Raw genomic sequence first — 13,711 nt, forward strand, 5'->3', positions numbered from 1 at the left:
CTTCTTTCTTTTTTTGACTAGATTCGATTTTCTTATTACCTAAGTACGAAAAAAATACCTTTTTCAACAATTATCTTCACATTTTTACTTAATCATTTATAATAAATGGGAAAGTAATTTTTTATAGGGAGTGATTGTTTAACTACATGAAAAAACTAAATAGATGGAAATCCATTTTGTCCTTTTTCATTTGTATGTTATTGCTTGTACAAGCTATTCCAGTTTATGCAAGTGAAATAACCAACATTAGCGATGATAGTATGGTTTGGGCTGAAATTGCCCAGAATGAAACGGAATTAATAGACAACGAGCAAAACGTTGTAGCTTTGTTAAGTAAAGGTACAAAGATTGAAGGAAAGATAGTAGAGGATGAAAACTTTGAGATTTTAATCGATAGTTCATCTTATTCGATATCTTTACGAAATCTAGAACTTATAGATTACAAGAATGAATCTATAAATAATTCTGACTTTCAAGTAATTGAGCCTGGAACTTACGATGCCCAAAGTGGGGTCTCTTCAATTGAAGTCTTAAACCCTATTAATCTACCGACTTTTATTGAAAACGAAACTGTTTTTTTTATTTTGGGGGATCAAAAGTATCCTATACAAATGAAGTCCATGAGTGTCATTGAAACAACAAGTGAGGCAACAGCCACTAGCGAATCCGCTATAGTAAGTGAAACTGAGACATCTAACTTGGAAACATCAGATGAGATAGTTGAAAACGTGGAGCCAAAGAGCACGACTACGTTAAAAATGGCCACAACACAGGCTGTTACAGCTGCTAGTTTCTTTAAAGCTACTAAGGATATTTCGGTCCACAAAGATACGACTAGTGGCACAATTTTAGGGACTCTTCCAGCTGGTAAAGTCTTAAAGATTGCTGGTGATGCTGGTGATTGGTACAAAATTAATTTGGGAGACGACCAAGCCTTTGTTAAAAAACAAGATACCACTGTCGATAGTGGTTCACTTGTTCCAAATAAAGCCTCAGGTTCTCTATCATCAAAAGGTTCATTACAGTTTAAGATTGATACGAATGTATATGAGGATCTTTCAGTATCTCCTATTGTTACCTTTTTTAAGTTTAAACAAGGAGTAACGATTTCATACATTCAAAAAGTTGGATATTGGTATCAAGTACAAATCGGCGACTTAACTGGATTCGTCCATCAAAACAATGTTACTGTTGCACCTTCTTTTGGCGATTACGTAAAGGCAACTTCCGATGTTCCAGTTTACAAGGATGCTAACACTACTACTGTTGTTGGGTTCCTTCAGGCTGGTAAAGTAGTAAAACGCACTGGAGAAACTGGGGATTGGCATAAGATTAACTTTGGAGATGGGGCTGCTTATATTCAAAAACAGTACACGACTCCTGATAATGGATTGTCGATTCCAAACAAAGTAACTTCGCCTGCAACACCACAAGGTAAAATCACCTTCAAAATTGATACTAATGCCTATGAAGACCTAAATGTATCTCCTGTTGTTACCTTCTTTACGTTTAAAAAAGGGATTACCTACTCTTACATTCAGAAGGTTGGATATTGGTACCAAATTCAGGTTGGTGACTTAATTGGGTATGTTCACCAAAATAATGTTACAGTTACCCCGAGTGAATTCACAGATTATATAAAGGTAACCTCTGATGTTCCAGTATACAAGGATGCTAACACTACTACTGTTGTGGGTATTTTACAATCTGGTAAAGTGGTAAAACGCACTGGAGAAACTGGGGATTGGCATAAAATTAATTTTGGGGACGGTACAGCATATATTCAGAAGGGCTCTACAATTCCGGATAGTGGAACTTTAATTCCGAATAAAGCATCTGGAACTGCATCCCCTCAAGGAACAATTCAATTTAAAATTGATACTAATGCTTATGAGGATCTGGATGCATCTCCTGTAGTTACGTTTTTTACATTTAAACAAGGGGTAAACTACTCCTATATTAAGAAAGTTGGATATTGGTATCAGGTACAGGTTGGTGACCTAATTGGATATGTTCACCAAAATAATGTTACAGTAACAACTAATTTTTCCGACTATGTGAAAGTAACTTCTGATACCCCTATATACAAGGACACGAATGAAACAACTGTTGTGGGGATTCTTCAAGCTGGTAAAGTCATGACACGAACTGGCGAAACTGGGGATTGGCATAAGATTAGCTTTGGTGAAGGTACTGCTCACATCAAAAAGCAAAATACAATCCCAGATGACGGGACTTCAGTTGTAAACAAAGCACCTGGGCAAGCAACTTCTCAAGGTTCAATTCAATTTAAAATTGATACTAATGCCTATGAAGATCTAGAAGCTGCACAAGTAGTAACGTTCTTTACGTTTAAACAAGGAGTAACCTATCCTTATTTAGAAAAGGTTGGATATTGGTATAAAGTACAAGTTGGTGACTTAATTGGATACGTTCATCAAAACAACGTCATCACCACTGACTATGTAAAAGCCGGAAGTGCTATTCCAGTTTATAAGGATACTACGTCTTCAACAATTGTAGGAACCCTCCATAATGGGAAAATGCTAAAAAGATCTGCAGACTTAGGAAATTGGCATCAAATTGATTATGGAGATGGATTTGCCTATATTAAAAAAGAATCGACATCAATCGATAATGGAAGTTCAGTTCCGAACAAGACTGGAAACTCTCCAATAAATCAGGGTACAATCCAATTTACTAATGATGCTTTAGTTTATGAAGACCTTACGTCCAATCCAATTGTCCCTTTCTTTACATTCAAAAAAGGTACAACCTATTCTTTTATTGAAAAGGACGGATACTGGTATAAACTTCAAATTGGAAATCTTATCGGCTACGTTCATCAGAATAACGTCAACATTGTATTCGAAGATTATATTAAAACAACATTAGAAACTCCTATCTATCAAGATATAAATTTATCAAATGTTGTTGGCTCCATTCCACAAGGAAGTATAATTAAACGTCTTGGGGATGAAAACGATAATCTTCATAAAATACAATTTGGTGACAGTATTGCCTATGTTCAAAAGTACAATACATTACCAAATGAAGGTAAAACTGTCACAAATAAGGCAAGTGGTTCTGAAGGAATCCAAGGTTACATCCAATTTAAAAACGATACAAATATTTATCAGGATCTGACATCTAATCCTCTTAAGTCTTTTGTCAAAATTAACAAGGGTGTAAGTTATCCTTATATTAAGAAGACTGGATATTGGTATCAGATAAAAATTGGTGACCTAATTGGTTATGTCCATCAAAACAATATTGTAGATGGTAAGTATGTTCTTACCGAAAGACTATCAATCTATGATTCTTATAACAGTGCTGTAAATGCTGAATATCAAAGAAGTGGAACTATTGGTACATTACATTTTGGAGATAAAGTGACAATCCTCGAGAACTCTGGATACACTTCTAAAATTGTAACAAGCAGTGGACAAACTGGCTGGGTATTTAGTAATTACTTGTACGATGATATTATGGATTTAGATTGGATCACCAGAGTCGCTAAAAATATCCGTTATGGTCCATCTACAGCATATGGTACGGTTCAAAGCCAGGTAGTTCCTGCTAATACAAAGGTTAAGGTCCTAGATTATACGATTGGTGAAGATGCTCAATATAAAGATTGGTATAAGATCTTGCTACCTAATGGAACAATTGGATGGATGTGGGGAGGCCTTGATTCAACGTATGATGTTGGTTCAACTATCCACCCATATGATTTTTCTAATGTCAACAACACTTATTTAGGTATTCATACGCCGCTTCACTCGTCATTTAATATAACTGGTTCTGAAATTAATTCCTTCATTGCATATATTAATAGATGGAACGACACTACTAATAATATGATGATTGGAATGGGAGACACCTTTGTAGAAGCTGCAAAATCAACTGGAATTAATGTTCTTTACCTTGTTGCTCACGCTTCATTAGAGACAGGATATGGAAAATCGGCTATAGTAAAAGATAAGTACAATTACTTTGGAATAGCTGCTTACGATCGTGATCCATATGGAAATGCATATTCGTTTGCAACAAAAGAAGAAGGTATTAAAGAAGGTGCTCGTTGGATTAATAATAACTATACAACGAAAAACCAAGATACCGTTCATTCTATGAGAAACAATAATGGCTCTCATCAATATGCAACTGATGATGCTTGGCACTTAAAGATAGTGAATATTGCTAAAAACTTGGTGAACTATGTACTTGACTTACGGAAGTGAATACTTTTTAAAATAAAGGCTACTAAATGTAGCCTTTATTTTTTTATGACAAAACTTTACTCATTCCGTAATAAAAAGTACAATATTCTTTAAAAGGTCTAATATAGAAATAAAAGGAGTCAAGTATGAAAAACATCTTTCTGTTTATACTTATTTTATTCTTTGTAGCTGGATGTAATAATGATAAAGGAGATGTCTTGGAGCCAGATGAAAATGTAGAACCCTACACATTAAAGGTAGAGGAAAATTGGACAAACGATTTTCATGGATATCAAACATCCATTCAAGAAATAATTATAACAAATGAAGAAGAAGTCGAATCCCACAATGACACTAAATATTCCTTATTGGGTATTAAATATGAGGTAACAAACACATCAACAAACTCATTTGAAACAGGTATGAATAAGGCCGTCTTACTCACGAATACTGGAGAACAGGTTCAAGCAACTGTCGTACTATCGGATGTAATTAATCAAAATCTCGGACAAAACGAAATTCAAGAAGGTTTTATTTACTGGAGGTTAAAAAACCCTAATATATCAGAAATAGATGAAATCAAGCTAATTTGGCCAATCTATTTAGGAACCGAAGCTGAACACTCGGAAAAAAAAGATTATATAATCGAACTCAATTTAGATGATAAAGGTGACAAAACGACTTAACACAGAAGTAAAGTGGATATATTTTTTTCAAGTGCAAAGTAAATTTTTTAAAAAAAGCCATTCCAATTTATTAGGAATGGCTTTCTGTTGGTAAAATATATAATTATTTATCAAATCTACCTTTAAAATCAATAGTACTACATTTTTCTAATGGAAGCTTAACTCCCTTGCCTTCAGCTGCTGATTTGTAAATCGCAAGCACAAGTTCTAAAGCATCTCTTCCGTCTTTTGCTGTTACGTATGGATCTCTGTCATTTTTAATCGCATCAATTACATCACCATAAAGTGGATTATGACCAAATCCATATACGCTTGGTGGATTTTCCTGGTATTTCGCTTTAACCTCCTCGGGGTTATCGCTATTATCAGCAAAATGCCATTCTTCAATGATATTAACTGACTTTCCTCCAGCCTTTACAGTTCCCTTATCTCCGAATATGTAAAGCGTTTCTTCTAGATTCGTTGGGAAAATGTTTGTCGTTCCCTCTACAATTCCATAGCTACCATTTGTGAACTTAATTAAAGCCAAACCAAGGTCTTCTGCCTCAATAAAGCCATGCTTTAGGTTGTCAGTCATTCCGACAACTTCACTTATTTCGCCACCCATCATCCAGCGTAAGAGATCAATATTGTGAATACATTGGTTCATTAAGGCACCACCATCTTGTTCCCATGTTCCACGCCAAGGAGCTTGTGTATAATAGTCTTCTCCTCGATTCCAGCGGATGTGAGCTGTCCCATGTAAAAGACGACCGAAACGTTCTGCTTCAACGGCTTCACGGATCTTTCGAATGGATTTGTTAAAGCGGTTTTGGTGACATGCACTAACTTTTACATTCTTCTCTTGCGCTTTTTGAATGATTTCATCTGCATCTTCTAGTGAAAGAGCGATTGGTTTTTCGATAATAAGGTTAGCTCCCGCTTCGATACAATCTAACGCGATTGCGGCATGCTTGCCACTTTCAGTACAGATAGCTACTAGTTCTGGTTTTTCCATTTCTAGCATTTCTTTATAATCGGTATATTGTGCTGTTGATGTAGGAAGATTAAATTTCTTTAATTTATCCTCCATATTTTCAGGTTTAACATCACATAAGGCAACGATTTCTAGTTCATTTTCTAAAGCAGCTGCGATATGGTTTGGTGAAATACGTCCACAACCGATTAATGCATATTTTAAAGTCATGTTGCTCCTCCTTAATAAAAACGTAACAACAATTTTAGTAAGACTTTGACGATATTCGTCATATTTTTTAAAGCCCTCTCTTATTTTATTACAAAAAGGCTCTACTGCCAAACCTACAAATTATGAATGAATACTTTAGTTATTTATAGTCTATCCATATAGTGTGGATAATTCCTAATTATTCTTCAGCATCCATTGAAATAAAGTAATTAGACAAATAACCTGCCTAAAGTTTATGACCTCTTCATTTGGTTCACCATCAATTAAATATTCGGTAATCTCATCGGATTGATAATCTGGCCAAGCCTCCCAGTGATTAAGGTATTTAATATTACTCTCTTCTGCTTAGGCTTTGAGTCCATTAACTTCTATTGGATAGTGCTTTGCATTATGTATTGGATTGGCTGGTTGTAATAGTACACTAACTTCTGGTAGCTCCTTTTTTATAGCTTCAATGATGGTTGTAAGATTAGCTAGTCGATCTGCGATTTTGATCAATTCTCCATTATCGTGCAAAATAAACGGTTCTAATAATAAAACATCTGGGGAAAGGTTTATGATTTCTTGATATAACTCCTCTTCAACCACTTCCTTTGATGATGTATCAGCTATTTCCTTTATTGCAACGTTCAGTATATTTTCACCATATGCACTTTGTAGTTCTTCTTTTAAAAGCGTTGGCCAGCCTTTCGGATCTTCCGTTGTTGCATTTGAACCGGCGATGACTAGATTCACTGGCTTACCATTTTCTACAGCAGAAATAAGTTTTGTTTGTATCTCTTTCGGTAAATTTTTCGAATACGCTTCTATTTCATTTGCTTTATTCTCTTTTCATTCTTCAGCTGCAGTTTTCACTTCTACTTTCTCTGCCTTTTTGACTTATGCAGTCTTAGCAGTTGCTTGAATTTTATCATTCCAATGCAATTTCCCAGTCACGACAATTGTAATGGAAAGAACTATGACAATAAAAATAAGTATCTTTTTCATATACTAACCCCCAAACAGAACACTACGAATTGACTATATTATACAATATTAACAAACGTTTTTTAGCTTTTTGGGGGAATTCATGTAATATTTCCTCAGAAATTGGAAATCGGCATATAAAAGGCTGACGAACCTCGACATTGTCGTCAGCCTTTTTATTATTTTAACACAGATTCAAATACCGCTTTAACCTTTGGAATGACATCATGACTTCCATTTTTGACGTCCTCCATCAGCATAGCCACCAATAACCTAGGATTATCAGTGTTAACGGCAACAAACCAACCGTTTTCTTTTCCATCCTCATCCTTACTAGTTTTGAGCTCTGCTGTTCCAGTTTTGCCAGCTAACTTAATACTATCAATTTTCGCATCACGTGCAGTGCCGTTAGGGTCCTCTATGACCTGGACTAGATGTCCAAGGATCAGCTGAGCAGTTTCAGGTGAAATAACATTTCTCTTCCAGACCTCTGTTTCTGAACCATCTAATACTAGACGTGGTTTGATTAAATTTCCGGAATTTAATAATGGTGTATATGAACTCGCTAAATGAACTGGACTCATTTCAAGTTGACCTTGGCCATAGCCAGTATCCGCTATTAGAATATCGGAACTCAAACCTTTTTTTGAAACTTTTGATTCATATAAAGGATACTCGAAAGGAAATGGTTCACCAAAGCCATATTCCTTTAGTTCAGCTTCAAATGTCTCTCCGCCAATTCCTAGTGCCGCTTGGGCAAAATATATATTGTCTGAGTAAACAAAAGCATCTTTTAAATTCACTGGTTTGCCAGGGTCAGTTACCCTCGTTATTGAATAACCTCCCCACGAACTATCCTTTTTCCACTCTTTGCCTTTTACATCTATTGTTGTCTCAGGTGTAATCACATGATTCTCAAGAGCAATTCCTGATGTGATTGGTTTAAACGCTGAACCAGGAGCATACGTAGCACCAAAACGATTAATTAAAGGCTTTAACGGATCTTCATTCAATCGATTCCATTCTTCTGTCGAAATTCCAAGAACAAAGGCATTTGGGTCAAAGGAAGGACTACTTACAAGTGCGAGCGTTTCCCCTGTCAATGGATGGATAGCAGCTGCTGCACCTGCACCTCCTTTAAGTTGATCATATGTTATAAGTTGAACATCGATATCGATCGCTAATGTAATCGTCTCTCCATCTGTAGGTTTCTTTTCAGCAAGAATAACCTCACCAGCATCATTTGCCTTTTTTATGTAGACTTTAGCTCCTTTTTCTCCTCTAAGTCGATCTTCTAGTACCATCTCAAGACCTTTTTTCCCGACAACATCATTTGGCGAATAGCCTTTTTCCTCAAGATTTTTTAGATCTTCTGCTGTTACAGTTCCAATATAACCAATCAAATGAGCGGTTGCTTCATTAAATGGATATACTCGCGATTCTACCTTTTTCGATAGTACACCATTAAGTTGGGTTACTTGTGTTGCGAGCTCCTGTTCTTGCAAAGAGAGCCTTTTAATTGGCACAAAATAATCAGGTTGGACCCAGGAAGCATTTAATGCTTTTTCGATTGACTCAGGTGTTATTTTTAACAATTCTGCTACAGTAGCGATAGTTTTGTCTTTTTCTTCACCAAGGTCTTGTGGGACTAATCCAATTTCATACACAATCCCGTTTTCGGCTAATGGGACACCGTTTCGGTCGAGAATTTCACCTCTTGTTGGGGAGGAAATCGATATACCAATCCCATCCCCTTCCACCATGTCTGGGAAGAACATTGATGGTCTCCACCTAATTGCCCACTTTTTTTCCTCGTCTTTTTCTTCTAATACAAGTGTTACTTGTTCTTTAAACTCAATGGGACCTGCGACTGTTTCCATTGAAAGTTCATATGGGAAAACAACTTCATCTTTGTCATTAGGTTTGACTTCCTCTTCTGGAGCCTTGAAATTGATTTTTAAGTTTTGAACATCAATATCATTGTAAATTTTCGTAAAACGCTCTTCGAATTCATCTTTTTGAACATTTGCTTTTACATCAGAGGAAAATTGCTCAAAAACTTTTTCAAAATCCTGTTTCTCCCAATCTTGAATAAATGAGTCAAAGCGTTCTTCAGGAAGCGGCTTTTGATTGCAACCCGTTAACAATAAAGCACTTAATGCAAAAAACGCAATTAACCATAAATACCGTTTCATCTAAATTCACTCCTTCCATATTTATGTATTATTCCTATATTATACATATTATAGTATTTTTAGAGACTTTTCGTTTTTTTATTGTATATTTTTACAAATAGGTCTATAACCTTATGGTATTTACAGTTTCATCCAAAGGGAGATATGTATGGAGAAAACTAAAAAGAAGAAAATGAGTAAAACAAAAAAATGGATCGGTAGTTTAGTTAGCATTATTGGCGTTCTTATTCTCGGTTTGGGAGGATATGCTTTTTATCTATATAATTCTGTTGAAAATACGGTTGAGTCGATGCACAATCCAATTGATAGGGAAAATTCAGAGAAAAGGACAGAGGCAGTTGAGTTTAAGGAACGAGACCCCATCTCTATTTTATTAATGGGTGTTGACCAGCGAAAAGGAGATCGAGGTCGTTCCGATTCATTAATTGTCCTCACTGTGAATCCTAATGAAAAATCAATACAAATGGTAAGTATCCCTCGTGATACTAGTACTGAAATTATCGGAAAAGGATTCGATGATAGAATTAACCATGCTTATGCTTTTGGCGGACCTTAGATGGCAATTGATACAGTTAAAAACTTCCTTGATATTCCGATTGATTACTTTATCCAAGTAAAAATGGAAATCTTTAAAGATATTGTGAATCAGTCGGTGGAGTTACAGTCAACAATTCATTTGTGTTTCTTCTGGTGGGTATTCCTTTAATGAAGGCAGTATAACATTAAATGGTGAAGAGGCTCTAGCTTATTTACGGATGAGATATGAGGATCCAATAGGCGACTTCGGGCGCCAAGAACGCCAACGTCAAATTATTCAATCCTTATAAAGCAAGGTGCATCACTTTCAACACTTCCAAAAGCAGGCGATATTCTGTCTATATTTGGAGAAAACATCCAAACAAACCTAACATTCAAACAGATTGATATTCAGAAGAACTATAAAGCAGCTTCTACTAAACTAAAACAAAACCAAATTAGCGGAAGCGGTACTAGAATTGACGGAATCTGTTATTATATCGTTCCTGATAAGGGACGTTTTCTCTTTCAGCAAAGTTAAAACAACACCTAAAAATAAGTGAATGTGTAACAAAACGATACTCCTGTCCCGCTCTTTCATACAGCCGACAGGCACAAGCTTAACGGTTTATTTTTTTTAGTTTTAATCTGAATTTTTCTATTTATTAGAAATAAAATAATAATTTTTACCTATTAACATTTCGACAAAATGCGACGAAAATAGTATTGATTTATAATATTCGTTCGATAATAGCAAAACCACTGAAATGTGAATGACGCAAAGCTAAAGGGGCTAACGTCCAATCGACAAAGCCAGCCAGTTACCGAAAACGAGGAGGAAAACTGAATAATGAGCACATGGGTTACACCTGAAGAAATGGAAAGAAAACGTAAGAGAAATAAAATTCTTTTATATGTTTCTATCCCAGTTCTTGCTATTTTAATTAGTGCAACTATGACTTTACTCGCAAATGGTTTATAATATTTTTGAAGGGTCCAATAAGATGTTTTCTTATTGGGCCTTTTCCTATATATAGGTCTATGCGATTACAAATAATAGATATCCTTTTACTAAATTTTAAAATCCACAAAACGACACAAATTGAGCAATCACATCGTATATATTTGTAATAGGTATAAATCTATCTCAAAAGGATAATTACTCCTTCACCTAACAAACAAGAATGAAACGGGATATGGGCCATGTCCCCTGTTCCATCAATGGAGGTCTACATATGAAATCTGAACATGAGTTTATTTCGAAAAGGTACTATGAGGCGTTTATTCCTGAAAATGATAAGAGACATCCGATTGATATTCTAGGCGAGGCATACATGGTTGAGCAGGAAAAGGAAGTGTATGACCTGGCGAATATTCGCTTTGCTCAAGGGGAAGTTTACTTTCATTCTAAGGATTATGAAGCAGCCATCTATAAATGGGAGAATATTAACAATGATCTCCAACCTTGGGCGAAAAAGAATATTGCGGATGCGTATTATGAGCTTGGTTTACTCTCAAACGCAGAAGAAATGTATGGCTCAATCATTTCGAAAAATAAAATACTTACTAGTGAAATTTCATTATGCCTGTTCTCCCTTTATCTTGAAGATAACAAGCTTGATGCCGCTTATCGGGTTTTGCAGGAAGCGATTGAAGGAAATCCTGATTATCCTGAACTAACATCGATTGCAAAGCGTTTTTATGAGGAACAGGAAGATTGGAAAAATGCGGTTGAGCTAGCGATTAATGAGGTAAACCGGACACGAGACCTATTTTGGTATGACGCATTAATTACGTACTGTGAAGCTGATCATGGTCATGCATTTTCTCCTGATACATTCGTTTCATTGTTACGATCATTATATGAATTGGATCAGCCTAGATTCAAACAGCTACTGGCAGTTATATGGAAAAACTACAAAAGTACGGACCACTATCTAGATTGGTTAGATTCAGTTATTCAAATCATGAAAGATTTAGAGATTGATCCGTACGATTCCTGGCATGAGATTTCTCAGTTATTTGAAGCAACATACATTGTACTCACTACCGGTAATTATTTATTGCGTGACATTGGAAAATTGATGCCAAAATTGCTGATAAATTGGTTGAATACTACTACAGCAACTAATGGATTGAATGCCGCAGCTGCAATCTTAGCGTGGGATGACATTTTTCCATCAGCGTTCAAAACCGTGATTGTCAAAGAGGCTGAGATTGTTCTAGAAAATGCACAAAGCCGCAAGATATCCATGGATGAGTGTCATCACTTTATGAAGACCATTATCGATTGGGCTCAAAAAAATAATATTGAAACAAGCAAACGCTTAGTATGGGGCTTTGATCAACTTTTTGATAAGGATACTATAAACTTGCTTGCTCTTGGTAAAGGAAAAGGTTCTTTCATTAACTTATTATTAGAAGAAGAAATTCTGACTCCATCTCTTTCTTCCTTTGCATGCATTCAATACGGAAAAAACAAAGAATTAATCGAAGTATCGGATACAGGTCGTATTCCTCTGACAGCATTTGAGGAGGTTACAAATCCAGATTCAATTGTAGAAGCAAGCCTACCTTCCACTCGATTACAACAATCGGGTCTAAGGTTGAACACCACCGGCTACAACGAGTACTTCATGGAAAAACGAAAAACATTTGGCTATTTGCCTGTCGTAGACGGCGTTCTATTTGTGCATGAAGCCGAGGTTCTCACAGAATTAGACCTAGATTATCTTGCACAAATTAAACATTCCGCCAAGGATACTCCGGTTCATTTTGTTCTTCGTAACATGTTTGACGAGGGAAAAATTAAGGAGTACTTCCCAGGTGCGGTTATTCATTCTTTTAGCAACGTAAACGTCCTACGTGACATTAAGGCCAGTTACCGTACTGCCAATCGAATTGGGAAAATCCTATTTTTACTTAGAAAAACCATTTCTAATCTTCTCAAAAAGAGAGTTGACTCGGAAAACAAGTTGATAGATTTAATTGCGCATAATGAAGAATTTATCACCAGACTAACTGGATTCAATAACAGTCTGCATGATAAAGAAATTAGCCAAAGTAAAGAAATTGTTGATTCGTTTACAGAGGTAATTACGGAGGTTAAACATAACATTGCTGAAAATATACCGAATATCCTTGCAGACTGCTCGAAATATATAACCGAAGAAAGTAATCTAACCCAACTTCATATTGAGTTAAATGAAAAAATGAATGAAGAGATTCGAAGCTTATTTAATCAAGAGATTGTACCAGGTCTTACTGAAAAACTTCAGGATTGGATTGAGAGTACAAATCAAAAATTAGTGGCTACTCAGGACTACTTAGATGGCATGACCGAATCACTCGCTGAGGGATATCCTGAAAAAGAACTTAAGCTACAATGTGACTTCAAGGTGGTTGAAGACTGGCGTAGAGACATCAGTCGCATGACCTATCAAATTGAAATTGAGAAGGAAAACATCATGCTTCGTCACAACCCGGCACAAGTATTGCTGAAAGGCGCGGGCAAAGTGATAGGCATACTGCCACAAAAACAGCAAGCATATATGCTCAATCAGTACAAACGCTATGTGGAAAATGCGTCGTACTTGGAAGTTGTCGAATCAATTCAGAGAAAGTTTTGGCAGCAATTTGACTTTTTCAATAAATCACTACAGCAGGATGTTGGCTTATTCTATAAGGAATCGTTAGAGGAACTCTCAAAAGTAATTGACGACACGAAGAATCGTATTGAACGTGACAAAGAAACATTAGCAAAAATGAAATCAAACCCAGAGATCTATTATGATCCGTTAAAGCTATTTGAAACAAGGCTTGTTCAAAATGAAAGGATTTGGAAGAAAAGCCGGGACACAGATTCCTTGGCCCACTCTCAATCTCGCTAAATACAAAGCAGGCACAACGAACTGGTCTTTAACCACGTGTTGTGCCTATTAT

7 protein-coding genes, 1 pseudogene and 1 riboswitch are annotated in these 13,711 nt (G+C 36.0%); of the genes and pseudogenes, 5 read left to right on the forward strand and 3 right to left on the reverse strand.

Going from position 1 to position 13,711, the window contains the following annotated elements; all coding sequences use genetic code 11:
• The first annotated feature begins 146 nt into the window (after positions 1-146).
• The gene (locus RGU12_RS21275) at positions 147-4,241 is read left to right on the forward strand and encodes an SH3 domain-containing protein (RefSeq protein WP_309537842.1); all 4,095 of its coding nucleotides are present in this window, start codon (positions 147-149) and stop codon (positions 4,239-4,241) included.
• 125 nt (positions 4,242-4,366) lie between these two features.
• Entirely contained in the window at positions 4,367-4,906 is a 540-nt protein-coding gene (locus tag RGU12_RS21280; RefSeq protein WP_309537843.1) for a hypothetical protein, read from the forward strand.
• 103 nt (positions 4,907-5,009) lie between these two features.
• On the opposite strand, the gene RGU12_RS21285 is transcribed toward RGU12_RS21280, so the two are convergent.
• The 3 genes from RGU12_RS21285 to RGU12_RS21295 form a co-directional block, all read right to left on the reverse strand.
• Positions 5,010-6,092, reverse strand: coding sequence for a Gfo/Idh/MocA family protein (locus RGU12_RS21285; RefSeq protein ID WP_309537844.1), 1,083 nt, complete (start codon positions 6,090-6,092; stop codon positions 5,010-5,012).
• 345 nt (positions 6,093-6,437) lie between these two features.
• Positions 6,438-6,827, reverse strand: coding sequence for an SGNH/GDSL hydrolase family protein (locus RGU12_RS21290; protein WP_309537845.1), 390 nt, complete (start codon positions 6,825-6,827; stop codon positions 6,438-6,440).
• 410 nt (positions 6,828-7,237) lie between these two features.
• Complete coding sequence (locus RGU12_RS21295; protein ID WP_309537846.1) at positions 7,238-9,253, reverse strand: penicillin-binding transpeptidase domain-containing protein; 2,016 nt, start codon at positions 9,251-9,253, stop codon at positions 7,238-7,240.
• Between the two features lie 148 nt (positions 9,254-9,401).
• On the opposite strand from RGU12_RS21295, the pseudogene RGU12_RS21300 reads away from it, so the two are divergent.
• The 3 genes and pseudogenes from RGU12_RS21300 (at position 9,402) to RGU12_RS21310 (ending at position 13,659) form a co-directional block, all read left to right on the forward strand.
• Positions 9,402-10,393 (forward strand): annotated as a pseudogene (locus RGU12_RS21300) (LCP family glycopolymer transferase).
• Between the two features lie 118 nt (positions 10,394-10,511).
• Positions 10,512-10,598, forward strand: a riboswitch (cyclic di-GMP riboswitch).
• 21 nt (positions 10,599-10,619) lie between these two features.
• Positions 10,620-10,751, forward strand: coding sequence for a hypothetical protein (locus RGU12_RS21305; protein ID WP_309537847.1), 132 nt, complete (start codon positions 10,620-10,622; stop codon positions 10,749-10,751).
• Between the two features lie 253 nt (positions 10,752-11,004).
• Entirely contained in the window at positions 11,005-13,659 is a 2,655-nt protein-coding gene (locus tag RGU12_RS21310) for a tetratricopeptide repeat protein (RefSeq protein WP_309537848.1), read from the forward strand.
• Positions 13,660-13,711: the final 52 nt, after the last annotated feature.

This window comes from Ferdinandcohnia sp. QZ13, from assembly GCF_031324165.1.
GTDB lineage: Bacteria > Bacillota > Bacilli > Bacillales > Bacillaceae_L > Ferdinandcohnia.

Bases quoted from the DNA above. Each gene is read 5' to 3' on its own strand.
- RGU12_RS21305 (WP_309537847.1), top strand. From the start codon at position 10,620: ATGAGCACATGGGTTACACCTGAAGAAATGGAAAGAAAACGTAAGAGA.
- RGU12_RS21310 (WP_309537848.1), top strand. From the start codon at position 11,005: ATGAAATCTGAACATGAGTTTATTTCGAAAAGGTACTATGAGGCGTTT.
- RGU12_RS21280 (WP_309537843.1), top strand. From the start codon at position 4,367: ATGAAAAACATCTTTCTGTTTATACTTATTTTATTCTTTGTAGCTGGA.
- RGU12_RS21285 (WP_309537844.1), bottom strand. From the start codon at position 6,092: ATGACTTTAAAATATGCATTAATCGGTTGTGGACGTATTTCACCAAAC.
- RGU12_RS21295 (WP_309537846.1), bottom strand. From the start codon at position 9,253: ATGAAACGGTATTTATGGTTAATTGCGTTTTTTGCATTAAGTGCTTTA.
- RGU12_RS21275 (WP_309537842.1), top strand. From the start codon at position 147: ATGAAAAAACTAAATAGATGGAAATCCATTTTGTCCTTTTTCATTTGT.